22 protein-coding genes are annotated in these 25723 nt (G+C 63.5%); 4 read left to right on the top strand and 18 right to left on the bottom strand.

The genetic code is table 11. From position 1 onward, the window contains the following. Nucleotides 1–349: 349 nt before the first annotated feature. From gltB to hemE, 3 genes are all read left to right on the top strand, one after another. Entirely contained in the window at nt 350–4795 is a 4446-nt protein-coding gene (gene gltB, locus ACW9IB_RS19180) for a glutamate synthase large subunit (RefSeq protein ID WP_457414928.1), read from the top strand. A gap of 32 nt (nt 4796–4827) precedes the next feature. Next, a complete protein-coding gene (locus ACW9IB_RS19175; protein WP_457367495.1) occupies nt 4828–6246 on the top strand; it encodes an FAD-dependent oxidoreductase in 1419 nt (472 codons plus the stop codon). A gap of 242 nt (nt 6247–6488) precedes the next feature. Continuing rightward, a complete protein-coding gene (gene hemE, locus ACW9IB_RS19170) occupies nt 6489–7556 on the top strand; it encodes a uroporphyrinogen decarboxylase (protein WP_457414926.1) in 1068 nt (355 codons plus the stop codon). Between the two features lie 60 nt (nt 7557–7616). On the opposite strand, the gene ACW9IB_RS19165 is transcribed toward hemE, so the two are convergent. After that, nucleotides 7617–8885: an MFS transporter gene (locus ACW9IB_RS19165; RefSeq protein WP_457414925.1), complete on the bottom strand. Its 1269-nt coding sequence runs from the start codon at nt 8883–8885 to the stop codon at nt 7617–7619. 125 nt (nt 8886–9010) lie between these two features. Here ACW9IB_RS19165 and ACW9IB_RS19160 point away from each other — a divergent pair, with 125 nt between their 5' ends. Continuing rightward, nucleotides 9011–9904, top strand: a complete 894-nt coding sequence (locus ACW9IB_RS19160; RefSeq protein WP_457367493.1) for a LysR family transcriptional regulator — start codon at nt 9011–9013, stop codon at nt 9902–9904. A gap of 238 nt (nt 9905–10142) precedes the next feature. Here the strand turns inward: ACW9IB_RS19160 and ACW9IB_RS19155 are convergent, their stop codons facing one another. From ACW9IB_RS19155 to ACW9IB_RS19075, 17 genes are read right to left on the bottom strand one after another with little or no spacing between them, the layout of a single operon-like run. Further along, the gene (locus ACW9IB_RS19155) at nt 10143–10562 is read right to left on the bottom strand and encodes a hypothetical protein (RefSeq protein ID WP_457414924.1); all 420 of its coding nucleotides are present in this window, start codon (nt 10560–10562) and stop codon (nt 10143–10145) included. Between the two features lie 25 nt (nt 10563–10587). After that, nucleotides 10588–11814 carry a beta-ketoacyl-ACP synthase gene (locus tag ACW9IB_RS19150; protein WP_457414923.1) on the bottom strand — a complete coding sequence of 409 codons (1227 nt, stop codon included), beginning with the start codon at nt 11812–11814 and terminating at the stop codon, nt 10588–10590. Further along, nucleotides 11814–12542: a 3-oxoacyl-ACP reductase FabG gene (fabG, locus tag ACW9IB_RS19145; protein ID WP_457367490.1), complete on the bottom strand. Its 729-nt coding sequence runs from the start codon at nt 12540–12542 to the stop codon at nt 11814–11816. Before fabG ends, ACW9IB_RS19150 begins: the two co-directional genes overlap by 1 nt. Then, nucleotides 12539–13000: a hotdog family protein gene (locus ACW9IB_RS19140; RefSeq protein WP_457367489.1), complete on the bottom strand. Its 462-nt coding sequence runs from the start codon at nt 12998–13000 to the stop codon at nt 12539–12541. The genes fabG and ACW9IB_RS19140 overlap by 4 nt, the downstream gene beginning before the upstream one ends. Beyond that, on the bottom strand, nt 12997–14163 hold the full coding sequence (locus ACW9IB_RS19135) for a beta-ketoacyl-[acyl-carrier-protein] synthase family protein (protein WP_457414922.1): 1167 nt from the start codon (nt 14161–14163) through the stop codon (nt 12997–12999). Before ACW9IB_RS19135 ends, ACW9IB_RS19140 begins: the two co-directional genes overlap by 4 nt. Then, nucleotides 14160–14645, bottom strand: a complete 486-nt coding sequence (locus tag ACW9IB_RS19130; RefSeq protein WP_457414920.1) for a hypothetical protein — start codon at nt 14643–14645, stop codon at nt 14160–14162. Before ACW9IB_RS19130 ends, ACW9IB_RS19135 begins: the two co-directional genes overlap by 4 nt. Beyond that, complete coding sequence (locus ACW9IB_RS19125) at nt 14642–15376, bottom strand: class I SAM-dependent methyltransferase (protein WP_457367486.1); 735 nt, start codon at nt 15374–15376, stop codon at nt 14642–14644. The genes ACW9IB_RS19130 and ACW9IB_RS19125 overlap by 4 nt, the downstream gene beginning before the upstream one ends. Beyond that, on the bottom strand, nt 15373–16620 hold the full coding sequence (locus tag ACW9IB_RS19120) for an NAD(P)/FAD-dependent oxidoreductase (RefSeq protein WP_457414918.1): 1248 nt from the start codon (nt 16618–16620) through the stop codon (nt 15373–15375). Before ACW9IB_RS19120 ends, ACW9IB_RS19125 begins: the two co-directional genes overlap by 4 nt. A 30-nt stretch (nt 16621–16650) precedes the next feature. Beyond that, nucleotides 16651–18963 (bottom strand): MMPL family transporter, encoded by a 2313-nt coding sequence (locus tag ACW9IB_RS19115; RefSeq protein ID WP_457414916.1) that lies wholly within the window; start codon nt 18961–18963, stop codon nt 16651–16653. Next, nucleotides 18953–19654, bottom strand: a complete 702-nt coding sequence (locus tag ACW9IB_RS19110; RefSeq protein WP_457414914.1) for a LolA family protein — start codon at nt 19652–19654, stop codon at nt 18953–18955. Before ACW9IB_RS19110 ends, ACW9IB_RS19115 begins: the two co-directional genes overlap by 11 nt. After that, on the bottom strand, nt 19648–20076 hold the full coding sequence (locus ACW9IB_RS19105) for an acyl-CoA thioesterase (protein ID WP_457414913.1): 429 nt from the start codon (nt 20074–20076) through the stop codon (nt 19648–19650). Before ACW9IB_RS19105 ends, ACW9IB_RS19110 begins: the two co-directional genes overlap by 7 nt. Then, the gene (locus tag ACW9IB_RS19100; RefSeq protein ID WP_457414911.1) at nt 20069–21610 is read right to left on the bottom strand and encodes an HAL/PAL/TAL family ammonia-lyase; all 1542 of its coding nucleotides are present in this window, start codon (nt 21608–21610) and stop codon (nt 20069–20071) included. Before ACW9IB_RS19100 ends, ACW9IB_RS19105 begins: the two co-directional genes overlap by 8 nt. After that, complete coding sequence (locus ACW9IB_RS19095; RefSeq protein WP_457414909.1) at nt 21594–22529, bottom strand: LpxL/LpxP family acyltransferase; 936 nt, start codon at nt 22527–22529, stop codon at nt 21594–21596. The genes ACW9IB_RS19100 and ACW9IB_RS19095 overlap by 17 nt, the downstream gene beginning before the upstream one ends. Then, a complete protein-coding gene (locus ACW9IB_RS19090) occupies nt 22526–23260 on the bottom strand; it encodes a glycosyltransferase family 2 protein (RefSeq protein ID WP_457414907.1) in 735 nt (244 codons plus the stop codon). The genes ACW9IB_RS19095 and ACW9IB_RS19090 overlap by 4 nt, the downstream gene beginning before the upstream one ends. Further along, a complete protein-coding gene (locus tag ACW9IB_RS19085) occupies nt 23253–24923 on the bottom strand; it encodes an ApeI family dehydratase (protein WP_457414906.1) in 1671 nt (556 codons plus the stop codon). Before ACW9IB_RS19085 ends, ACW9IB_RS19090 begins: the two co-directional genes overlap by 8 nt. After that, nucleotides 24920–25465 carry a hypothetical protein gene (locus ACW9IB_RS19080; protein WP_457414904.1) on the bottom strand — a complete coding sequence of 182 codons (546 nt, stop codon included), beginning with the start codon at nt 25463–25465 and terminating at the stop codon, nt 24920–24922. Before ACW9IB_RS19080 ends, ACW9IB_RS19085 begins: the two co-directional genes overlap by 4 nt. Beyond that, on the bottom strand, nt 25462–25716 hold the full coding sequence (locus ACW9IB_RS19075) for an acyl carrier protein (RefSeq protein WP_457414903.1): 255 nt from the start codon (nt 25714–25716) through the stop codon (nt 25462–25464). Before ACW9IB_RS19075 ends, ACW9IB_RS19080 begins: the two co-directional genes overlap by 4 nt. Nucleotides 25717–25723 lie beyond the last annotated feature (7 nt).

Genomic DNA, 25723 nt, shown 5'->3' with positions numbered 1-25723 from the left:
GATCCGGCGGCCTTACCCAGGCCGCCCTCCCGGCACCTCAAAAAAACTACAACAGCGTGCAGCCCTGAAGGCCGCGCGCTTTGTGGTGTCTGCGTCACAGTAGCTTTTGAGTCGCGGCAGTCAGAATTAAAAAAGTTTTGACTAGCACAGCGTATCGCTTTAAACCTTTCATAAATGCGACATAGATTTGCGACATTTCGTCGCTAAATTTGTGAGCGTTCGTGTCGGTGTGTACAATGACCTCCCTTTTGCCCCCGCTAAGCCGGCGTACGTTCGGCGTGGAAGGTAACCGGTTGAATTGAAAAGAAATTTGCCTCGATAGAAGAGGCAGCCTGGTGAGAAAGTGTCTATGAAAGCAGGTCTGTACCAACCCGATGAATTCAAGGATAACTGCGGTTTCGGCCTGATAGCCCATATGCAGGGCGAGCCCAGTCATACCCTTTTGCAAACGGCCATCGAGGCCCTGACCTGCATGACCCACCGTGGTGGGATCAACGCCGACGGCAAGACCGGTGACGGTTGTGGCTTGCTGATTCAAAAGCCCGACCTGTTTCTGCGCGCTGTCGCAAAAGAACAATTTGCTGTCGACCTGCCCAAGCAGTACGCCGTGGGCATGGTGTTCTTCAACCAGGATCCGGTCAAAGCCGAAGCCGCTCGCGAGAACATGAACCGCGAGATCCTGGCCGAAGGCCTGCAGCTCGTCGGCTGGCGTAAAGTGCCGATCGACACCAGCGTACTCGGCCGTCTGGCCCACGAGCGTCTGCCGCAGATCGAGCAAGTGTTCATCGCGGGTGACGGCTTGAGCGACCAGGACATGGCGATCAAGCTGTTCAGCGCCCGTCGCCGTTCGTCCGTGGCCAACGCCGCAGATGTCGATCACTACATCTGCAGCTTTTCCCACAAGACCATCATTTATAAAGGCCTGATGATGCCGGCGGACCTCACCGCCTTTTATCCGGACCTGAGCGACGAGCGCCTGCAGACCGCAATCTGCGTGTTCCACCAGCGCTTCTCCACCAACACCCTGCCGAAATGGCCGCTGGCCCAGCCATTCCGCTTCCTCGCCCACAACGGCGAGATCAACACCATCACCGGTAACCGCAACTGGGCCCAGGCCCGTCGCACCAAGTTCACCAACGACCTGATGGACCTGGAAGAGCTCGGCCCGCTGGTCAACCGCGTGGGTTCCGACTCCTCGAGCATGGACAACATGCTCGAGCTGATGGTTACCTGCGGCATCGACCTGTTCCGTGGCGTGCGGATGATCATTCCGCCAGCGTGGCAGAACGTCGAGACCATGGACCCGGACCTGCGTGCATTCTACGAGTACAACTCGATGCACATGGAGCCGTGGGACGGCCCGGCCGGCGTGGTAATGACCGACGGCCGCTACGCGGTGTGCCTGCTCGACCGTAACGGTCTGCGCCCGGCGCGTTGGGTCACGACCACCAACGGTTTCATCACCCTCGCGTCGGAAATCGGCGTGTGGGACTACAAGCCCGAAGACGTCATCGCCAAAGGCCGCGTGGGCCCCGGCCAGATCCTGGCCGTGGACACCGAAACCGGGCAGATCCTCGACACCGACGCCATCGACAACCGCTTGAAGTCGCGTCACCCGTACAAACAATGGCTGCGCAAGAACGCCCTGCGTATCCAGGCGACCATGGAAGACAACGACCACGGTTCGGCTTTCTACGACGTCGACCAGCTCAAGCAGTACATGAAGATGTACCAGGTCACGTTCGAAGAGCGCGACCAGGTGTTGCGTCCGCTCGGCGAGCAAGGCTATGAGGCGGTAGGTTCCATGGGCGACGACACGCCGATGGCCGTACTGTCCCAGCGCGTGCGCACGCCGTACGACTATTTCCGCCAGCAGTTCGCCCAGGTGACCAACCCACCGATCGACCCGCTGCGCGAAGCTATCGTGATGTCCCTGGAAGTGTGCCTCGGTGCCGAGCGCAACATCTTCCAGGAGTCGCCTGAGCACGCCTCCCGCGTGATCCTCAGTTCGCCCGTGATTTCCCCGGCCAAATGGCGCTCGCTGATGACCCTGGATCGCCCGGGCTTCGATCGCCAGATCATCGACCTGAACTACGACGAGAGCGTCGGCCTTGAAGCCGCGGTGCGCAACGTCGCCGATCAGGCTGAAGAAGCCGTGCGCGCCGGTCGTACCCAGATCGTACTGAGCGACCGTCATATCGCGCCGGGCAAACTGCCGATCCACGCGTCGCTGGCCACCGGCGCGGTACACCACCGCCTGACCGAAAAAGGCCTGCGCTGCGACTCCAACATCCTCGTGGAAACCGCCACCGCCCGCGACCCGCATCACTTTGCGGTGCTGATCGGTTTCGGCGCCTCGGCGGTGTACCCGTTCCTGGCCTACGAAGTGCTGGGCGACCTGATCCGTACCGGCGAAGTGCTGGGTGACCTCTACGAAGTGTTCAAGAACTACCGTAAAGGCATCACCAAGGGCCTGCTGAAAATCCTGTCGAAGATGGGTATCTCCACCATCACGTCGTACCGGGGCGCGCAGCTGTTCGAGGCCATCGGCCTGTCCGAAGAAGTCTGCGATTTGAGCTTCCGCGGCGTGCCAAGCCGTATCAAGGGCGCGCGTTTCGTCGACATCGAAGCCGAACAGAAAGCCCTGGCCGCCGAAGCCTGGAGCGCGCGCAAGCCGATCCAGCAAGGCGGCCTGCTCAAGTTCGTGCACGGTGGCGAATACCACGCGTACAACCCGGACGTGGTGAACACCCTGCAAGCCGCCGTGCAGCAGGGCGACTACGCCAAGTTCAAGGAATACACCGCGCTGGTGGACAACCGCCCGGTGTCGATGATCCGCGACCTGTTCAAGGTGAAGACCCTGGACACCGCGATGGACATCAGCGAAGTCGAACCATTGGACGCGATCCTCAAGCGCTTCGACTCCGCCGGTATTTCCCTGGGCGCCTTGTCGCCCGAGGCCCATGAAGCCTTGGCCGAAGCCATGAACCGCCTGGGTGCGCGTTCCAACTCCGGCGAAGGCGGCGAAGACCCGGCGCGCTACGGCACCATCAAGAGCTCGAAAATCAAGCAAGTGGCCACCGGTCGCTTCGGTGTCACGCCGGAATACCTGGTCAACGCCGAAGTGCTGCAAATCAAAGTGGCCCAGGGCGCCAAGCCCGGCGAAGGCGGCCAGCTGCCTGGCGGCAAGGTCAACGGCCTGATCGCCAAGCTGCGTTATGCGGTACCGGGCGTGACCCTGATCTCGCCACCGCCGCACCACGACATCTACTCGATCGAAGATTTGTCGCAGCTGATTTTCGACCTGAAACAAGTCAACCCGCAGGCGCTGGTCTCGGTGAAACTGGTGGCGGAAGCCGGTGTGGGCACCATCGCCGCCGGTGTGGCCAAGGCGTATGCCGACCTGATCACCATCTCCGGTTACGACGGTGGCACCGGCGCATCGCCGCTGACCTCCATCAAGTATGCCGGCGCACCATGGGAACTCGGCCTGGCCGAAACCCACCAGACCCTGCGCGGCAACGACCTGCGTGGCAAGGTCCGTGTGCAGACCGACGGTGGCCTGAAAACCGGCCTCGACGTGATCAAGGCCGCGATCCTTGGCGCCGAAAGCTTCGGCTTCGGTACTGCGCCGATGATCGCCCTGGGCTGCAAATACCTGCGTATCTGCCACCTGAACAACTGCGCCACCGGCGTGGCGACCCAGAACGAAAAGCTGCGCAAGGATCACTACATCGGCACCGTCGACATGGTGGTGAATTTCTTCACCTACGTCGCCGAAGAGACCCGTGAGTGGCTGGCCAAGCTGGGCGTGCGCTCCCTCGAAGAGCTGATCGGCCGCACCGATCTGCTGGAAGTTCTCGAAGGCCAGACCGCCAAGCAACACCACCTGGACCTGACGCCGTTGCTCGGCAGCGATCACATCCCGGCTGACAAACCGCAGTTCTGCGGTGTGGAGCGCAACCCGCCATTCGACAAGGGCCTGCTGGCCGAGAAGATGGTGGAAATTGCCGGTGGCGCGATCAGCGACGCCAGCGGTGGCGAGTTCGAACTGGATATCTGCAACTGCGACCGTTCCATCGGTGCACGTATCTCCGGCGAAATCGCGCGCAAGCACGGCAACCAAGGCATGGCCAAGGCGCCGATCACGTTCCGCTTCAAGGGTACTGCGGGCCAGAGCTTCGGCGTGTGGAACGCCGGCGGTCTGCACATGTACCTGGAAGGCGACGCCAACGACTACGTGGGCAAGGGCATGACCGGCGGCAAGCTGGTCATCGTTCCGCCCAAAGGCAGCGTGTACAAGACCCAGGACAGCGCCATTGTCGGCAACACCTGCCTGTACGGCGCCACCGGTGGCAAGCTGTTCGCCGCCGGTACCGCCGGTGAGCGTTTCGCCGTGCGTAACTCCGGTGCCCACACCGTGGTGGAAGGCACTGGCGATCACTGCTGCGAGTACATGACCGGAGGCTTTGTCGCGGTACTGGGCAAGACCGGTTACAACTTCGGTTCGGGCATGACTGGCGGTTTCGCCTATGTGCTCGACCAGGACAACACCTTCGTCGACAAGGTCAACCACGAGTTGGTCGAGATCCAGCGCATCAGCGGCGAAGCCATGGAGTCCTACCGGAACCACTTGCAACACGTGCTGGATGAATACGTCGAGGAAACCGGCAGCGAATGGGGACGTAACCTCGCCGAAAACCTCGATGATTACCTGCGTCGTTTCTGGCTGGTCAAGCCCAAGGCTGCCAACCTGAAATCGTTGCTTTCCAGCATCCGTGCCAACCCGCAGTGATATGCGCCTGAAGAGTTTGATGAGGTTTTAACATGGCTGAACGTCTGAATAACGACTTCCAGTTCATCGATGTCGGGCGCAAAGATCCGAAGAAGAAACTGTTGCGTCAACGCAAGAAAGAGTTCGTGGAAATCTACGAGCCCTTCAAACCCCAGCAGTCGTCCGACCAGGCACATCGTTGCCTGGGTTGCGGCAACCCGTATTGCGAATGGAAGTGCCCGGTGCACAACTTCATTCCCAATTGGCTCAAATTGGTGGCCGAGGGCAACATCCTTGCGGCTGCCGAGCTGTCGCACCAGACCAACACCCTGCCGGAAGTGTGCGGCCGGGTGTGCCCGCAGGACCGTCTGTGCGAGGGTGCCTGCACCCTCAACGACGGCTTCGGCGCGGTGACCATCGGTTCGGTGGAGAAGTACATCACCGACACCGCGTTCGCCATGGGCTGGCGCCCGGACATGTCCAAGGTCAAGCCGACCGGCAAGCGCGTCGCCATCATCGGCGCCGGTCCTGCCGGCCTGGGCTGTGCCGACGTGCTGGTGCGTGGCGGCGTGACCCCGGTGGTGTTCGACAAGAACCCGGAAATCGGTGGTCTGCTGACCTTCGGCATCCCCGAGTTCAAGCTGGAAAAAACCGTACTGAGCAACCGTCGCGAAGTGTTCACCGGCATGGGCATCGAGTTCCGCCTGAACACCGAGGTCGGCAAAGACGTGACCATGGAGCAACTGCTCGCCGAATACGATGCCGTGTTCATGGGCATGGGCACCTACACCTACATGAAGGGCGGCTTTGCCGGCGAAGACCTGCCGGGTGTGTATGACGCACTGGACTTCCTGATCGCCAACGTCAACCGCAACCTGGGCTTTGAAAAGTCGCCGGAAGATTTCGTCGACATGAAAGGCAAGAAGGTGGTGGTGCTGGGCGGTGGCGACACCGCGATGGACTGCAACCGGACCTCGATCCGCCAGGGCGCCAAGGCTGTGACCTGTGCCTATCGTCGTGATGAAGCGAACATGCCGGGCTCGCGCAAAGAGGTGAAGAACGCCAAGGAAGAAGGCGTGAAATTCCTCTACAACCGCCAGCCGATCGCCATCGTCGGTGAAGACCGGGTCGAAGGCGTGAAGGTGGTCGAGACCCGTCTCGGCGAGCCGGACGCCCGTGGCCGTCGCAGCCCCGAGCCGATCCCGGGGTCCGAAGAGATCATCCCGGCCGACGCCGTGGTCATCGCTTTCGGTTTCCGCCCAAGCCCGGCGCCGTGGTTCGAGCAGTTCGACATCCAGACCGACAGCCAGGGCCGCGTCGTGGCGCCTGAGCAAGGCCGGTACAAGCACCAGACCAGCAACCCGAAGATCTTCGCCGGTGGTGACATGGTGCGCGGCTCGGACCTGGTGGTCACGGCGATCTTCGAAGGCCGCAACGCCGCCGAAGGGATCCTGGATTACCTGCAGGTCTGACCCCGATCCCAACTTGAAATGGGATCAAACGGTGGGAGCTGGCTTGCCTGCGATAGCGCTGTAACAGTCACCGGATGTCTCGACTGAACTACCGCAATCGCAGGCAAGCCAGCTCCCACATTTGTTTTGCAGCGCTTTTATGTCCGCGACAAATTGACCCGATAGATAAAAGGCACGGTGCATTCCGTGCCTTTTGCGTCGCGCTCTGAGAAAATGCCCGCACTTTTTTTGCGGATGCCGACATGACTGCCCTCAAGAACGACCGTTTCCTTCGTGCCCTGCTCAAGCAACCCGTGGACGTCACCCCTGTGTGGATGATGCGCCAGGCCGGTCGCTACCTGCCGGAATACCGCGCCAGTCGTGCCAATGCCGGCGACTTCATGAGCTTGTGCATGAACCCGGCGTTCGCCTGCGAAGTCACGATGCAGCCGCTGGACCGCTACCCCGAACTGGACGCGGCCATCCTCTTCTCCGATATCCTCACCATCCCTGACGCCATGGGCCAGGGCCTGTATTTCGAAACCGGCGAAGGCCCGCGTTTCAAGAAGGTCGTCAGCACCCTGGCCGACATCGAAGCGCTGCCGATCCCCGACCCGCACAAAGACCTGGGTTACGTGATGGACGCCGTGAGCACCATCCGCCGTGAACTCAACGGCCGCGTGCCGCTGATCGGCTTCTCCGGCAGCCCGTGGACCCTGGCCACCTACATGGTCGAAGGCGGTTCGTCGAAGGACTTCCGCAAGACCAAGGCCATGCTCTACGACAATCCGCAAGCCATGCACCTGCTGCTGGACAAGCTGGCGCAGTCGGTCACCGCCTACCTCAACGGCCAGATCCAGGCCGGTGCGCAAGCGGTGCAGATCTTCGACACCTGGGGCGGCAACCTGTCGGCGGCGGCGTACCAGGAATTTTCCCTGGCCTACATGCGCAAGATCGTCGGCGGCCTGATCCGCGAACACGAAGGCCGCAAAGTGCCGGTGATCCTGTTCACCAAAAACGGCGGCCTCTGGCTGGAAAGCATCGCCGATGCAGGTGCCGACGCCCTCGGCCTGGACTGGACCTGTGACCTCGGCGAAGCCCGCCGGCGCGTGGGCAACCGCGTTGCGCTGCAAGGCAACATGGACCCGACCGTGCTGTATGCCAAGCCGGAAGCGATCCGCACTGAAGTGGGCCGCATCCTCGCCAGCTACGGCAAGGGCTCCGGGCATGTGTTCAACCTGGGCCATGGCATCACGCCGGAAGTGAACCCGGAGCATGCCGGCGCGTTCCTGCGCGCGGTGCATGAACTGTCGGCGCAGTACCACGAATAACACGCAAAACAAATGTGGGAGCTGGCTTGCTCCCACATTTAAAGCAACGCCGTATCAGGCCTACACATTCCCAAGCGGCGGCAGCTTCGCCAGTCTCAACGCCACCAGCAACGCGCCGATCAACAGCGCGATGATGAACGCGCCAATCCCGCTCCACCCGGCAAAGTGCCAGAAGAACCCGCCCGCCGTCCCTGCAATGCTCGATCCCACGTAGTAGCAGAACAGGTACAGCGACGACGCCTGCCCCTTGGCTTTCACCGCGCGGCGCCCGATCCAGCTGCTGGCCACCGAGTGGGCGCCGAAGAAGCCGAAGGTGAAGATCAGCATGCCTGGCACCACCAGCCACAGCGGTGTGAACAGGGTCAGGCTCATGCCGGCGAGCATCAGCACGATCGTTCCCCACAGGACGCGGCGGCGACCGAGGCGGTCGGCCAGCGAGCCGATTTTTGCCGAGCTGTAGATGCCGGTGAGGTACACCAGCGACAGCAAACCGACCACCGCCTGGCTCAGTTCATAGGGCGAGGCCAGCAAGCGGTAGCCGATGTAGTTGAACATCGTCACGAACGCGCCCATCAGCAGGAACGCCTCAAGGAATAGCCACGGCAGGCCCGCGTCCTTGAAGTGCATGACAAAACCGTCCAGCAGGTTGCGCGGCTTGAGGCTGCTGGCGCGGAAGTTGCGCGACTCGGGGAGGATTTTCCAGAACACGGTCGCTGCGATCAGCGCCAGGGCGCCGATGATCAGCATTGCGGTGTGCCAGCTGACGAAGTCGATCAACACGCCGATGATCAGACGTCCGCTCATGCCGCCAATGGCGTTGCCGCCGATGTACAGACCCATGGCCAGGCCGATGTGTTGTGGGTGGATTTCTTCGCTCAGGTAGGTCATCGCCACGGCGGCCAGGCCGCTCAGGGACAGGCCCACCAGCGCGCGCATCAGCAGGATGCCTTCCCAGGTCGGCATCAGACCGCTGGCAATGGTGCACAGCGCGGCGCTGAACAACGCGGCGACCATCACTGGCTTGCGTCCCAGGGTGTCGGAAATCGGCCCGGTGATCAGCAACCCGAGTGCCAGCATCGCCGTGGCCACCGACAGAATCAGGCTGCTTTGCGCCGCATTGATGGAAAACTCCCGGGACAGCGCGGGCATCATCGGCTGCACGCAATACAACAGAGCAAAGGTCGCGAAACCGCCAGAGAACAGCGCCAGTACCGTGCGCATGAACATGGGCGTGTCTTTTTCGATGTATTGCTCGTTGAGCTGGGCCACCACCTCATCCAGGGCGTTCGGTGGGACTTCTTGAGCATAGGGCGCGACAGCAGCTTTCACGGGGGACCTCGGGGAGCAAGAGTGCGCCGAAACCGGCACTGCAAAAAAGAATATAGCTGGCTAACGATTCTTTCCAATATATTGTTCGACCTGTTTGATAGCTTTTACGACCTAATGAGGTTTGGATGGAATTACGACATCTGCGCTACTTCATCGCCGTCGCCGAGGAGCTGCACTTTGGCCGCGCCGCACAGGTGCTGGGCATCTCTCAACCGCCATTGAGTCAGCAGATCCAGGCGCTGGAGCAGGAGGTCGGCGCACGGTTGTTTGAGCGTACCAATCGTCGGGTCGAGCTGAGCGAGGCGGGACGATTGTTCCTGCATGAAGCGCGGCTGGCGCTGGCGCAGGTCGACAAGGCTGCGGATGTCGCGCGACGGGCGCAGTTGGGTGAGCTGGGCGAACTGAAGATCGGCTTCACGTCGTCGGCACCGTTCAACGCCAGCATCCCCCAGGCGATCTTTGCGTTTCGCCAGGCGTTCCCGGCGGTGCATCTGAACCTGCAGGAGATGAGCAGTACCCAAGTGGCCGAATCTCTGGTGGATGAGTCGATCCAGGTGGGGCTGATGCGGCCACTGCCGTTGCCCGACTCCCTCAGCCTGATCGAACTGATGCGCGAGCCGCTGGTGGCCGTGTTGAATGCCGGCCATCCGCTGGTGACGGGCAGTGAGCGCGGTTTGCATCTGGCGCAGTTGGCTGAAGAGCCGTTCGTGTTTTTCCCGCGAACCTACGGCAGCGGCCTGTACGCCCAACTGCTCAACCTGGCACGTGATGCCGGCTTCAGCCCGCACTTCGCCCAGGAAGCGGGCGAGGCCATGACCATCATCGGCCTGGTTGCAGCGGGGTTGGGGGTGTCAGTGCTGCCGGCCTCGTACCAGCGCATTCGAATCGATGGGGTGGCGTATCGCACGCTCCTCGACCCGGACGCGGTGACGTCCGTGTGGCTGGTGCAACGCAAAGGAGGGCAAACCCCGATGGCCGAGGCGTTTGTGGAGTTGTTGACGCGCAAGGCTGTTCAATAAAAAACGGACTTTAAAACGAAGCAGCTCTTTGTGGGAGCTGGCTTGCCTGCGAAAGCGGTGGGCCAGTTGGCATGTGTGTCGACTGACACTCCGCATTCGCGGGCAAGTCGAATCGTCGCACCGCCGCCAGCCATCGCAGAGCCAGGCAGGACGCGGCGATGACCAGCCAACCTGTTTGTGAAGAGGGCGCCGAAAGGCGCCCTTTGTCGTTTCTGGCGCCCTGCCAGTCAAGCGCGCTTCAATTCTGCTGCGACGTATTCGCCTCGTTCACTCCGTAGGCGCGCAGCCCCGCCAGGATGTCCCGGTCCAGCATGCTCACCCAGCGGTTGTAGTTGCGATGGATGGTGCCGTTCTTGTAGCCCAGGTCACGGCTGTCGCGGTAGGTGATGGCGTAGCTGTTGCGGGTGTAGCGGATGTCGATTTCAGCATGGAACTGATTGCGCACGGTGATCTCGGCCTGCACCAGTTGCGGGCTCAGGCGCTGGACGGACCATTCACGTTTTTGCAGGGCATTGACGATGACCTGCCGGACTTTCTCTTCGCTGACCTGCCCGGTGGCCGGGATATCGTGCTGGGTATTGAGGATCGGCTTGTTGGTGCACCCCGCGGTGGTCAGCAAGGCCAGGGTGATCAGGGTGGCGCGTAGCAAGGAAGACATTCCGTTTTCTCCAGTCGATTGAAATTCAGGGCCAGCGGCGAAAGATCAGCGACGTGTTGACGCCGCCAAACGCAAAGTTGTTGTTCATCACGTAGTCGTGGTGCATCTCGCGGAACTCACCCTGCAGGTAATCCAGCTCGCCGCATTGCGGGTCAACGCTGTCCAGGTTGAAGGTGTGCACGTACTGGTCGCGGTTCATCATCTCGATGCTGAACCACGATTCCAGCGCGCCGCACGCGCCCAGGGTGTGTCCAAGAAAGCTTTTCTGCGAGCTGATGGGCATGCGACTGCCGAACAGGCTGCTGGTGGCCAGGGTTTCGGCGATATCGCCCTGGTCGGTGGCAGTGCCGTGCCCGTTGACGTAGCCGATGGCCACAGGTGCCAGCCCCGCGTCTTCCAGGGCCAGTTCCATCGCACGGCGCATGGTTTGTTGTTCCGGGCGGGTGGTGTGCTGGCCGTCGGCATTGCTGCCAAAACCGACGATCTCCGCATGAATATGCGCACCTCGCGCCAGGGCATGTTCCAGTTCTTCCAGCACCAGCATGCCACCGCCTTCGCCGATCACCAGGCCATCGCGACCGCTGTCGTACGGGCGTGGGCTGCTCTGGGGCGCATCGTTCTTCAGGCTGGTGGCGTAGAGCGCATCGAACACCATGGCTTCGGTGGGGCACAGTTCTTCAGCGCCGCCGGCGAGCATCAACGGCAGGCGCCCGAACTTGATCGCTTCATAGGCGTAGCCGATGCCCTGGCTGCCACTGGTGCAGGCGCTGGACGTGGGGATCAGCCGCCCTGTGAGGCCAAAGAAGATGCTGATATTCGCCGCCGTGGTATGGGGCATCATGCGCACATAGGAGTTGGCATTGAGCCCTTCGGCCACCGAGTTCAGCAGCATGTTGCCGAACGCCTTGATCTCGTCGGTGCTACCGGTGGACGAACCGCACGCCACGCCCATGCGCCCGTCCTTGATCGACTCATCGCCAAGCAAACCGGCGTCTTGCAACGCGCGTTCCGCTGCCCACACCGCCAGGCGCGACACACGGCCCATGCTGCGCAGTTGCTTGCGTGTCCAGTGGGCGGGCACCACGAAGTCATCGATGGGCCCGGCCAGGCGTGTGTTCAATTCGCTGAAGCGATCCCACTCGTCCATGCGCCGAATGCCGCTGCGGTTGGCGCGGAAGTTGGCGGCGATGGTGTCCCAGTCGCTGCCCAGGGAAGTCATGCCGGCCATGCCGGTGACGACGACGCGCTTCATCAGCACAGACCTCCATTCACGGCCAGGACCTGGCGGGTGATATAGCCGGCTTCGGCCGACATCAGGAAATTCACCGCGCCCGCCACCTCTTCCGGGGTGCCCATGCGTTGTGCCGGGATCATCTTCATCAGTTCTTCCACCGGTACGTTTTCGTCCAGCATCGCGGTGTCGATCAAACCGGGGGCGACACAGTTGACGGTGATCTTGCGCTTGCCCAGCTCGATGGCCAGGGCCTTGGCGGCGCCGATCAGGCCGGCTTTCGAGGCGCTGTAGTTGACCTGGCCACGGTTGCCGATCAGGCCGGAAACCGAGGTGATGCACACGATGCGCCCGGCGGTGCGGCGCCGAATCATCGGCATCATCACCGGGTGCAGCACGTTGTAGAAACCGTCGAGATTGGTGCGCAATACGTCGTCCCAGTCGTCCTCCGACAAGGCCGGGAAAGCGCCGTCACGGGTCAGGCCGGCATTGAGCACCACGCCGTAGTAGGCGCCGTGCTGCTCCACGTCAGCCTCAAGGATGGCCTTGCACGCAGCACGATCCGCCACATCGAATTGCAGTACCCGCGCCTGGCGGCCCAGGGCCTCGACCTCGGCCCGCACCGCGTCGGCTTCGGCGCGACCGCTGCGGCAATGCAGCACGATGTCATGGCCGGCCTGGGCCAGGCGCAGGGCAATGGCGCGACCGATGCCACGGCTGGAGCCGGTGACCAGTACGGATTCAGTCATGGCGTTACGTCCTTCGATTCATCTAAATAATTGGCCGCCTGGGGCGGTCGAAATACATTCAAGCGGGCGCTGGCCAAAATGCCATCACCGGTCAGGTGGCATTCGAACACACCCATGCCGTTGTCGTCTTCCAGAGAGCGCATGCCGTGGATGCTCAGTTCGGCACCTGCCGGAAAATGCGCCACGTTGCACGCGAACTTGCGGGTGCCCAGCAGAAAACCCAGCGCCACGGCTTCACCGTTGCGGCGTGCGTGACAACCCGCGTAGGCGGCCACGCTCTGCGCCATCAGCTCGATGCCGACCCAGGCCGGCAGGCTGCCATCCGGGTGGTTGAACAAGCCACCGGGCTTGACGGTGACGCGGGTGTGAATCTGCTCCTCATCGAACGACAGCACCTGATCGATCAGGATCATGTCGCCGGCATGGGGCAGCAGTTCGGCGAGTGGCCAATCGATCATGGGGCCTCTCCGATAATCAGGCTGACGTTGTTGCCGCCGAAGGCAAACGAGTTACTCATCAGGCAGCGTTGTTCCAGGGCGTCTCCCGCTTGCGCCCAGCGCAGAACGGGTAGCTCCGGGTCGGTTTGAGCGTCCCACACATGGGGCGGCACGCGGTCGTGTACCAGGCTCAACCAGCAGAACGCCGCTTCCAGCGCGCCGGCGGCGCCCAGGGTGTGGCCGCTCATGGGTTTGGTCGACGCACAGGCCACACCTTTGGGAAACAGGCTGGCGACGGCCAGGCTTTCCATGGCGTCGTTATGCACCGTGGCGGTGCCGTGCAGGTTCAGGTAACCGATCTGCTCGGGCTGTCGTTTTGCGCTGACCAGTGCCTTGCGCATGGCTTGCAGCGCGCCCTTGCCGGTGGGCTCGGGCGCAGAAATATGGTGGGCGTCGCAGCTGGCGCCGCTGCCGAGCAGGGCGATGGGCGCCGGTTCGCGGGTCATCAGGAACAGCACCGCCGCTTCACCGATGTTGATGCCGTTGCGGTTCACCGAAAACGGGTTGCACCGTTCGCTCGACACGGCCTCCAGCGAGACGAAGCCGTTGAGTGTCAATTTGCACAGGCTGTCGACCCCGCCGCAGATCACCGCGTCGCACAGTCCCAGGTTCAACAGGCGCTGGGCACTCATCAGTGCGCGGGCGCTGGAGGTGCACGCAGTGGAAATCACATAGGCCGGGCCGCTTACCTGCAACCAGTCGGCGAGGAAGGTCGCCGGGGCGCTGAGTTCCTGTTGCTGGTAGTCGTAGTCGGCGGGGAAGTGCTGGTCCCGCAGGTAGTGAGCGATGCCTTGGCTGGCCTCGTCGATGCCCGACGTGCTGGTGCCCAGCACGATAGCCACCCGCGCGGCGCCATGGGTGTGGATCGCCTGACGGATCTCGTCCTCGATCTGCAACGCGGCATCCAGCAGCAACTGGTTGTTGCGGCTGTGGTGCTGGTTCAGGTGTGCCGGCAGGGGCGCCAGTTCACTGTGCACGCCGGCCACCGGCAACACGCGCTCCGGCACCCAGCCGCCTTCGGCGCGCATGCCGGAACAGTCGCCGGCAAACAAATTGCGGCTGACTTCGGCCTGGCCCCGGCCCAGTGCACAAATGACACCGAGGGCGTTGAGGTAGGCCGTCATTGGCCCGCTCCCAGCGGTGTGATGCGATAGCTCAAGGGCGGCTGCACGCTCATGTTCACGGTGAACACCTCGGAAGACTGGTACACGATCTGCCAGTGGCCGGGCAGGGTGCGCGTCAGGTCCATCGCCTGGGCGCCGGGGTAGAGCGCGCGCACGTCATCCGACGAGGTCAGGGCAAACAGCAGGGCGGCGAACAGCGCCCGCGCCTGAGGGTTGGGCGGCAACAGGCCGTCGGCCTGCCATTGGCCGTCGATCAGTTTCTGCCGCGCCTGGGGGATGCCCAGCGGGTCCATCATCGACCAGCGGATGCCGCTGCCTTCACGCTGGATCACCAATAACCAGTCCTGGCGCTGACCTTCGGCCAGGCGCTGCACGTGCAACTGCATCGGCAACGCCAGGGCGGGGGTTTTTTCGGGCAGCGGCGGCTGGCTGACGCAAGCGCCCAGCAGTAACACGCACGCCATCAACAGCAAACGGATCATGGTGTAGCAGCCTCCAGGGGTTTGCGTGCCACGCAGTTGACCAGGGTCTCTTCGCGTTGGCCCACCGGCGGCGGATTGCGCAGGCCCCAGCGCTCCAGCAGGCCGAAATCGCTGGAACGGCTCCACCACAGGTACGGATACGAAACGTTCTGCGGGCCGAACTCAAAACCCTGCTCGCGGAGCATGTCCAGATATTCCTCGGCGCTTTTCTGCACGTGCATGGGGTGACGGAACAGCCAGCGGATCACCCAGGTATCGATGTACGCCTCGGTGGATTCGGCGAACAGCAGATAGCCGCCGGGCTTGAGTACCCGGTAGAACTCTTTCAGGGCGCGATGCTGTTCCACCAGGTGATGAAAAGTCTGGTGGCAGAACAGGATGTCGACGCTTTCGTCGGGCATTTGCAGGGTGGCGCAGTCGCTGCCGATCAGCTCGACGGCCAGGCCCTGGCGTTCGGCTTCCGCGCGGCTCAGGGTCAGGCTGTGGGGGTCGGCGTCCAGACCGATCAAGCGTTCGGGCGCGAACACCTGCTGCAACAGCTTGAAAGACTTGCCCTGGCCGCAACCGGCGTCCAGCAGCACCGGAGCCTGCGGCAATGGCTCGCTGAACAGGCCGCGCAGGTCGTTGATCGCGACGCGCAAGACATGGTGCTGCCAGGTATGGCTACGCAGGAACCAGAAGCCGAAACGGGTTTCTTCGACGTAGTTTTTACTCAGATAGTGAGTGCTCATGCGGCATCCCCTGCACAAATTTCAGACAGCATCCGTAGCCGTCGCTTCGGCTCGCTGACAAACGGGTTGCGTTCGTCCCACGCGTAACCGGCGAGAATCGAGCTGATCATCCGGCGAATCTCCGGTGAACTGCCCGGGTGGAAAATCACGTCCTGGAACGTACCGGCGTACCAGCCTTCGACGTAGCAACGGAAGGTGTCGACCCCGCGTTTCAAGGGCTCGGCAAACTCGGTCTGCCAGTCCACGGTTTCACCCTGCAACTGACGGTGCAGCAGCCCGGCGGCCATGCTGGCCGAGCGCATGGCGATGGTCACGCCGGAAGAAAACACCGGGTCGAGAAATTCTGCGGCGTTGCCCAGCAGCGCAAAGCCGGGGCCATGCAGGGTCTTGACGTTGGCCGCGTAGCCGCCGATGGTCCGCGCGGGCGTGTCCCACACAGCGTTTTGCAGCACGCCGGACAGGCTCGGGGTTTCGTCGATGAAGCCGCGCAGGCAGGCGTCGAGGTCGCTGTCCCGCCCGTCGAAGTGCGCCTTGGCCGCGACCACGCCCACCGAGCAGCGACCGTTGCTGAACGGGATGGTCCAGAACCAGATATCGCGCTTCGTCGGGTGGGTGGTGACGAGGATTTTGGTGCGGTCGAAGCCCGGGTGTTCGATGCGGTCTTCAATATGGGTGAACACCGCCTGGCGCACGGGGAAATCAGACGGTACATCCAGGTCCAGCAGGCGCGGCAGTACGCGGCCATAGCCGCTGGCGTCGAGCACGAACCTGGCTTTGAGGTGGTACTCGCTGCCGTTCTCGCGACGCACGTGCAGGTAGCGGCACTCGTCCTTGAAGTCCACACCGACGAGGGTTTCGCCGTAGCGGATTTCCACGCCCTGCAAGGCGGCCTGGTCCGCCAGCAACTTGTCGAATTCACCGCGCTGCACTTGGAAGGTGGTCGGCTTGCCGTGGCTGAACGTATCGCTGAAATCGAACGCACTGTAGCGCTCGCCCCAGGCGAACGCCGCACCGGTCTTCAGCTGGAAACCTGCGGCTTGCACGGCCTCGAGCATGCCGGCTTCTTCGATGAAATCGATGCAGTGGGACAGCAGGCTTTCGCCGATCGAGAAGCGCGGGAAGTGCTGGCGTTCGATGACCAGCACATCGTGCCCGTTGCGCTTGAGCAGCGCGGCGGCGATGGCACCGGACGGCCCGGCGCCGATCACCACCACTTGGCGGCGTTCCATTTCAACTGTTGGCACATGGGCTCCTTGCCGCGTTGGCGTTAATCATCATGAGGCGTGCTTCTGCTGACCGGCCCAGGGCGCCAGCATAAAGCTGAACGCCAGGCCAAGGCTGACCGACAGGCCGAAATTGCTCACCGCCGGCGTGCTGGAGATCGCCAGCAGGCCGAACGACAACCAGGTGGTCACGGCGGCAAGTAGAGTGCCCAGCAGGCTCACCGCCGGGCCGCCGATCTGCTCGCGCATGAGGATCGCGTAATCCACGCTGATGGCGGTGACCAGCAGCAGACCGAACAGGCTGAACAGGGTCAGTGGCTGGCCGAGCCAGCCAAGGCTGGCCAGGCTGCACAGCGCTGCCAGCAAGGGCAGCGCAACGATGCGCAGGGCACCGCCAAAACCGAAGGGCAGTATCAGCAGCAGCACGATCAGCACGCACGACATCAACTTCAGTTCAGCGGCGCTGACCTGCGTATCGGCAAACACCCGGTTCAGATCGCCCAGACGATCCACCAGTTGCACGCCGGGCAAATCCACCGCCTGCACCCGCAATAACGCCGGGTTGCTCAAGCCTTGCAAACTGACCATGGCCGCGACGCCGCCATCCACCTGACCTAGCCACAATGTGCGCCAGGGCTCGGCCAGCGGGCCTGCCAACGCAGCGTCGATGTCTTGGGCGGGCAGTGCTTGCAGTTGCGCGACTTCGGTTTGCAGGGCGCTGACGGGCACGCCAAGGTCCAGTAGCGGTTGCCAGTGTTGCGGCAGTCTGTTCAGCGCATCGCGCAGCCGTTGCTGTTCGACGGGCGGGCTGACCAGTTGATTGAGCGCCAGATAGCCCTGGAGCTTGTCCATGCTCACCAGTTGATCCAGACGTTGGCCCAGTGCGGCCTGGCGCTCCAGCAACTGTTGCTGGTTTTGCGCACGTACCAGGAAAAACTGGCTGGTGGGCTGGAATCCGGTGATGCGCGCCACGGCCTGCGCTTCTTGCAGCAACTGCGGCGGTGCGCCGATCCATTGGCGGATATCGTTCTTGCTGTCGAGGTGCCACAGGCCACCGGCGCAAAACAGCAGCACCAGCGCCAGCAGCACTGGGCTCGGCACGCGCTTGAGCAAGGCGCTGCGCGCGAGCCACAGGACCTCGGCGATGCGCAGCGGCCATTGCGCCGGGCGCAGTTCCACGCCTTTGAGCAGTGCCGGTAACAGGCACACCGCCGACAGGTAGGCGCCAACCAGGCCGGCGGCGGAGAACACCGCGATTTGCGTCAGGGCCGGGAACGGCGTCCAGGCCAGTGCGAGGTAGCCAATGCAACTGGTGGCCAGGCTCAGGCTCAGTCCCGGCAGTGTCAGGCGCAGCGCCGGCCAACTGCGCCACGGCTTCAGGCTCCAGCTCTTCGACAGGTAGTGCAGCGGGTAGTCCACCGCTACGCCAATCAGGCTGGAGCCCAGCACCAGCGTCATCACATGCATGTGGCCAAACAGCGCCACACAGGCCACCGCGCCAAACAGCATGCCCACCAGCACCGGCACGAACGCCAGCAATACCCGCCAGCGCCGGAAGGCGAGCAATAGCAGCAACAGGATGCCGACGGTCGCGCCGCCGCCGACCCAGGTGATTTCCCGAGTGGCCTGCTGTTGCCCGTTGGCGGCGTAGAGCAAGCCACTGGCGGCCAGCAGTTGCGCGCCTTGTCCTGCCGCGTGTTCGCGGCTGGCCTGGAGCAGATCCGCCACTTGCAGCGGCAGCTTCATGTCGAACGCATTGCCGGTAGTACGCGCGCGCAGCAGCACCCAGCTTTTGCCGTCGGCATCGGCGATCAACGCACCGCTGCCAATGTCCAGTTGCACCGAGCCGTGCTGCGGCTGGCTGTTCTGGATGCGTCCGGTGAGGCCCAGCCAGTCGTCCTGGCTCGGCACCAGGCTGAAGCCGGTGAAGGGGTCGAACAGGGCTTGCACCCGCTGCTGGATAAACGCATCGGGGTGTTCGATCAGTTGTTCGCGATCCTTGGCCGAGAGCATCGCCAGGCGACCGTGCAGCAGTTGTTCGCGCAGTGCCGGCAAGTCGGCTTGCAGGTTCCACTGCACCTTTTCAAACAGCCCGCTGGCTTGCCAGCGCTCACCCAGTTGCTGCGCCACGGCCAGCGCTTGCTGGCGATCGGCATGCCCCACCAGCACCAGCATTTCGCGGTTCAGGGGTTCCTGCATGCGCTGCTCGGCCTGTTGTTCCAGGGCGTCCGGCGTGTTGCCCGGCACCAGCTCCATCAGGTTGGCCGACAACGGCGCGCCCTGACGCCACTGCCAGCCGGCCAGGGCCAGCACGGCCACCAGCAGGATCAGGAACAGGCGCGGCAACAGGCGTTCACTGGGCAAAGTCGTGCTGCTCCGCATCACTCAAGGGCTGGCCGGCGGTGCTGTCTTGCATACGCAACACGGTGCTGTCGCCCTGGGTTTCCAGCAGCTCGATGGTCTGCACCAGCTCGCCGCCGTCGATATTGATCCGGGTGAAGACCTGCTTGAGCAACAGCGAGCGCGGGATCAGCGTGAGCGTCCACTGCTTGGGCTCGCCTTGCAGTTGCAATTCGAAGTCGCGCTGCAAACCGCTGCTGTCACCCTGCAGCACGGCGAGGAACAGACGATTCTGTTCGGCGCCGGCGCTTTTGTTCGGCAGCAGTTGCCAGCCGTTGGCATCGCGACGGGCAATGCCCTGGGCGCTGATGCGGTAGTCCTGTTGCAAGGGCGTCTTGAGCAGCCACAACAGGCCGTGGTCTTTGGCGAGCACGAAGGTGCCTTTGCTGACCAGGGGCTGGGGCAGGGCGCGCAGGTGTTTTTCCTGGGTGAAGCTGCCGTGGATCACGGAGGGTTTGGCGAGTTGGTCGCTGAGCTGCTGCAAGTCAAAAGCATGAGCGCTAAAGCTCAAGAACAACCCGATCAAAAATGTGGGAGTGGCGGTGCGACGATTCGACTTGCCCGCGAAGGACGTTAACGATGACGCGGGTAGCCTGACACTATGCAGGGCCCCCAGGATCTTCGCGAGCAAGCCCGCTCCCACAGTAGTCAGCATTTCAGAGCTCTCTCTACGGCGTCTGTGAAGATTTTTGGGGAGGCCAACTGCATCTCGCGGCTGGCGATTTCCACCGCCACCTGCACGGTGCTGGCGCGGGTCAAGCGCTCGCCGCTGGCCAGGTCGGTAATCAGGTAATTGACCTTCAAGCGGTTCTCCCATTCCACCAGGCTCGCACGCACGTTGATCGTCTGGCCGAACACGGCACCGCGCACGTAGCGCAGTTGCAGGTCGATCACCGGCCAGGCGTAGCCCGATTCGAGCATGTGCGTGTAGTTGTGGCCGAGCTTGTCCAGCAGCGCACAGCGCGCCACTTCCAGGTACTTCACATAGTGCCCGTGCCACACCACGTTCATGGTGTCGACGTCGAAAAACGGCACCAGGATTTCGGTGTCGCAATGCAGTACGCCAGGGCTACGCATGCAGCCTCCAGTGTTGCTCGGCAATACGTTGCAGGCACAGGCGCAGTTCGCCTTCCAGGGCGCGGTCTTCGATCACCGGCGGGAAGTCCTTGGCCAGTTGCTCATGCATGGCGGCCAGGGCCGGTGGCAAGGGGCGTGCATCGTCGGCCTGGGCGCGTAGCCACACGCCCTGGTTGGCGGCGAGCAGCGTGGCGGCGGCGACCTGCTCGGTGAGTTCCAGCACGCGGATCGCATCGCGGGCGGCGATGGTGCCCATGCTCACCTTGTCCTGGTTATGGCACTCGGTGGAGCGCGAGAACACACTGGCCGGCATGGTGTTTTTCAGCGCCTCGGCGGTCCAGGCGCTGGCGCCGATCTGCACGGCCTTGAAGCCGTGATTGATCATGGCGCGGTCGGCTGGCGCGCCCGACAGGTTGCTCGGCAGGCCGTGGTTGTAGCGCACGTCCACCAGCAGCGCGAGTTGACGGTCGAGCAGGTCGGCGACGTTGGCCACCAGGGTCTTGAGGCTGTCCATGGCGAAAGCAATGTGGCCGCCGTAGAAATGACCGCCGTGCAGCACGCGTTCTTCTTCGGCGTCGATGATCGGGTTGTCGTTGGCGCTGTTCAGTTCGGTCTCAATGAAACCGCGCAACCAGCCCAGGCTGTCGGCCAGCACGCCCAGCACATGGGGCGCGCAGCGCAGCGAGTAGCGGTCCTGCAAGCGATGCAGCGGCGCAGTCGGCGCGTCGATGGCCAGGTCCTTGCGCAGCCAGGCGGCCACTTGCATCTGCCCGGGGTGCGGCTTGGCGGCGAACAGGCGCTCGTCGAAGTGTTCCGGGTTGCCTTGCAGCGCCACCACGTTCAGCGCGGTGATGCGCGTGGCCAGTTGCAACAGGTAGTCGGCGCGGGCGAAGGCCAGGCACGCGAGGCCGGTCATCACGGCGGTGCCGTTCATCAGCGCCAGGGCTTCCTTGGGGCGCAACACCAGCGGGTCCCAGCCCAGCTCGCGGTGCACGTCGGCGGCCTGGCGGCGTTCGCCACGGAACATTACTTCACGCTCGCCGGACAGGGTTGCGGCCACATAGGACAGCGGTGTCAGGTCGCCGCTCGCGCCCACCGAACCTTCTTCCGGGATCAGTGGCAGCATGTCGTGTTCCAGGAAGGCATGCAGGCGCTCCAGCAATTCCACACGCACCCCGGACACGCCGTGGCACAGCGACTGCAAGCGCGCCGCCAGTACCGCACGGGTGGCCTGGGCATCGAGCAGTTTGCCCAGCCCGCAACCGTGGAAGGTGTACAGGTGACGCGGCAACGCCTCGACGTGCTGCAACGGCACCGCCACTACGCAGGAGTCGCCGTAGCCGGTGGTCACGCCGTAGATCACGCCTTCCTTGTCCAGCAGCGAATCCAGAAACTGCGCACCCTTGGCGATACGTCGGCGATACGCGGCATCGTCCTGCAAGCGGGTGGGCGCCTGACGGTTGGCCAGGGCCAGTACGTCTTCGATGCGCAGGGGGCGTTCGCCAAAGGTGACTGGCTCAAGATGCGTCGTCATCGGTCTTCCAGAAAGGGTAAAAGTTGAACCATTGTTGGGGCGCTTCCAGGCAGAACTGGCCCAGGCGTGCGGCATAGCGCGCGGTCCACAGGGCTATGACCTGCTCGCGGCTGGTGCGTTTCCATTCGATCCGTTGCGTGAACGGTTCGATGGTCAGGCGATAGCGGTTTTGGTGTTTGAGGCACATCAGCAGGTTGACCGGGCATTTAAGCAGGCCGGCCAGCAGCCACGGGCCTTGGGGGAAAGCGGCGTCATGACCGAGGAAATCCACGCGCACCGTGCGCCCACCGTGCAGCGGCACGCGGTCGCCGGCAATCGCCAGCCATTCGCCGTCATCCAGGCGTTGGCTGAGCAACAGCATGGTGGCCGGGTCCAGTTCGCTTACTTGGATCAAGCGCAAATGGGTGGCACCCGCTTCGCCCAGCAGACGGTTGAATTGCTCGGCGTGCTTGGTATGCACCAGCACGTTCATGGTGACTTGTTCGCCGATTTCGGCGAGTGCGCGGCACACTTCCAGGTTGCCCAAATGTGCGCCCACCAGCATCTGCCCGCGCTCGCCACGCAGTTGCCCGCGCAATTGCGCGGGGTCGTCGATCTCGATTTGTTCGATGCGAAGTTTGCCGTTCCACACGTCGAGCTTGTCGAGCAAGGAGTCGGCGAAGGCCATGAACTGGCCGAAGACCTTGCGGTGGTTGGGGCGCAGTTCGTCGCGGCCACTCCAGTCGGCCAGGCGCTGCTGGTACTGCCAGGCGCTCTGGCGCGCGGTGCGGCCAAACAGGAAAAAATACAGCACGATGCCGTACAGCAATGGGCTGAGCAGGCGACGGCCCAGCACTTTGGCGGCGAAGGCGGTGAGCTTCATCAGCCAGTAGCTGCCGCGCTCCTCGCGGTCTGCCCAGTGTTTGCCGCTGTCGCTCATGCTTGCCACCGTCGCCACAGGATCATCGGCGCGCGCACCAGCATGCCGAAGAACAGCCGGGTGTGCATCGCCGAGATGCGCACGTTGTCGCGAAACAGCCGGAAGTGCGACAGGCCATCGGCAGGGTAATGCACTTGGGTCGGCAACCAGCGCATCGGCTGGTTGCGCCAGGCCAGGCGTACCAGGATGTCGGAGTCGAAGTCCATGCGCGTGCCGATGCAGGCCGCGTCCATCAGTGCCAGCACCGGCGCCAGCGGGTACACGCGAAAGCCGCACATGGAGTCGCGGATTTGCAGGGACAAGGTGTTGATCCACACCCACACGTGGGTCAGGTAGCGCGCGTACAGGCGGCCTTTGGGCACGCTGTCGTCATATTCGGGGTAGCCGCAGATAATGGCGTCGGGGTGACGGCGCGAGCTGTCGAGAAAGGTCTCGACTTCGCGCAGGTCGTGTTGGCCGTCGGCGTCGACTTGCAGGGCGTGGCTGAAGCCCAGGCGCGCGGCCTCGCGGAAACCGGCCATTACCGCACCGCCTTTGCCTTGGTTGCTGGGCAGGGTCAGCAGGGTGACGTTCTCCAGCGTGGCCAGCTGTGCCAATACTGCCGCGCAGGCCGGGCTGCTGCCGTCGTCGACCAGCAGGCAGGGCAGTCCACTGTTCAGCAGGCTGTGGACCACGGCGGGCACGGCGGCTTCGTGGTTGTAGACCGGGATGAGGACGCAGGGGTTATGCATCGACGGTCTCCAGCAAAATCCGCCCGCTGGAACACGCCGCGACGCCATTGCGATAGGCGAAGTACAACTTGCCGCGCTCCTGATCAAAGCGCAGGTGCAGTTCGATCGCATCGCCCGGGCGCACCAGCTGCTGGAACTTGAGCACTTCCATCCCGGCAAAGGTCGGCGGCAGGTCGAGCAGTTGCTGGCCCAGGTTGAACGCCCATTCCACCTGCACCACGCCCGGCAGCACCGGGGTCACCGGGAAGTGTCCGCTGAAATGGGCCAGATCCGGCGGGACGCTCAGTTGCAGGGTCCATTCGCCGTCGGCTTCGACTTGCTCCAGCACCTCTGGCGCTTTGGGGCGCGGCGCCAGCAGCAGCGTTTCGATGTCGGCCTGGGGCAATTTGCCTTGGCTGTTCAGGGGCAACTGGCGCAGCAGGCGCCAGCGACGGGGCAGGGCCAGGGCTTCACAATGCTGGCTCAAATGCTCGCGCAGGGTTTGGGTGACGCTGCGCCGGCCCTGATTGCGCAAGGCGTGCAAGCCATCGGCGCTGAGTACCACCAGCGCGCCGAGGGACGCGCGGTTTTCCCGCACCACGCCCAGGCGGGTTTCGGCGACCCACGGGTGGCTCATCAGCGCCTGTTCGAGCATGGGCAGGGAGATGCGTTTTTCTTCCAGCTTGACGATGCGGTCCAGGCGCCCCAGCAGCTCGAAACGGCCATCGGCATGGATGCGCGCAGCGTCGGCGGTCTGTTCGATATGTCCGGCAGGCAGGTAGGGCGATGCGATGCGCAGGGCGCCGTCGGCATCCTGGCTCAGTTGTACATCGGCGAAAGGCTGCCAGGGTTGCGCACCCTGGCGCCAGGCGATGCCGCCGGTTTCCGAACTGCCGAGGATTTCCGTCGGCCATTGCTGCAAGCGGTCGTAAAGCTCGCCCGCCGCTTCGATAGGCAAGGCGCCGCCTGAGGAGAACACCCGCGCCACTCGGCTCAGGGCCGGCCAGTCGAGGTTGTCGCCCATGCGCTTGAGCAGTGCCGGGCTTGCCACCCAGGCGAACTGCGGGTGCTCGCGGCTGGCGCGCTGCAGGTCTTCGGGGAACGCCAGTTGCCTGCGCACGAAAGTACGGCCAGCGCACAGCGGCCACAGCACCCGGAACAGCAAGCCGTAGATGTGCTGGGTGGCGACGCTGCCAATGATGCAGGCGTCCTTGAGGTCCGAACCCCACAAGGCTTCCAGGGCCTGCACTTCATTGGCCAGCTGGCGCAGGGTCTTGTCGATACGCTTGGGCTCGCCGCTGGAGCCGGAAGTGCGCAGGCTCAGTTGGCAGGTGTCCAGGTCCAGCGCAGCGGCGCTCAACGGCGCTTGATACAGCGCGCCGAGATCGTCGGGTGCAACCAGCCAGGCGTCGACGGCATCGCTCCAGCGCTGGCGGGTCTGGGGTTGCAGGTCGGCGGGCAGCAGTACGCTGACGCCCGCGCGCCAGGCACCCAGCAGGGCAATCGCCAGCAGGCCGGCGTCTTCCAGGTACACGGCCAGGCGCCGTATGCCGCGCGCTTGCAGGCCTGCCGCCAGGCTCAGGGATTGCACCCACAACTGGGCGTGATTCATCGCAGGTTCGGTGGTGACCGGACGCTGCTCCAGCGGCTCAAGCAGCATGTGCTCAAGTTTCAACCCATTCATACGCGGCCTCGAACCCTTTGTCGTACCAGCCATTCCACGGCAAACAACAGTCCCATCAGCCCGTAGGCGATCAGGCCGTTGTACAACGTCCACCAGCTCAGCGGCGCCCACAGGGTGAGGGCGGTGGCGAGCAGGCCATTGCACAGAAAAAACACACTCCACACCACGGTGACCTGGCGCGTATACACAATGGCGTGGGCCGGCAGCACCGGGTCGGTCATGCGGGCCAGGCGTTCCACCATGGGCGGGCCGTATTTCAGGCTCAGGCCGAACAGCACGAGCATGAAGCCGTTGACCAGGCTCGGGTACCAGCGCAACAGGTGCGGGTCATCGAGCCAGGCCAGCAACAGGCAGAACAGGATCACCGCGACTGCCATCCAGCGGCTGCCGGGGCGGCGCGCGCCCGTCAGTGCGCGCAACAGCCACAGGCCGCCGAGCAGCAGGCCGAATTGCCAGGGGGCGAAGTGCTCAGTGCCGTAATACACCGCAAAGGGGTACAGCAGCCCCGCCAGCAACAGGCCAAGGCCGATCAGCCGGCTCATGCGGCCGGTTGCACCAGGCGGTATACCGCCTCAACCACATCGTTCACGGTGCTTACGGCCTTGAATTCTTCGGCGGCGATCTTCTTGCCGGTCTGGCGCTTGATATGGTCGATCAGGTCCACGGCATCGATGCTGTCGATTTCCAGGTCCTGGTACAGGTTGGCGTCAAGGGTGACGCGTGCAGGGTCCAGTTCGAACAGTTCCACCAGAGCATCGCGCAGGGTGTTGAAAATATCGTCACGAGTTTGCATGGTCCGG

Source organism: Pseudomonas sp. SDO524_S393 (assembly GCF_054071875.1).
This window is presented reverse-complemented; position numbering and strand designations above follow the sequence as displayed.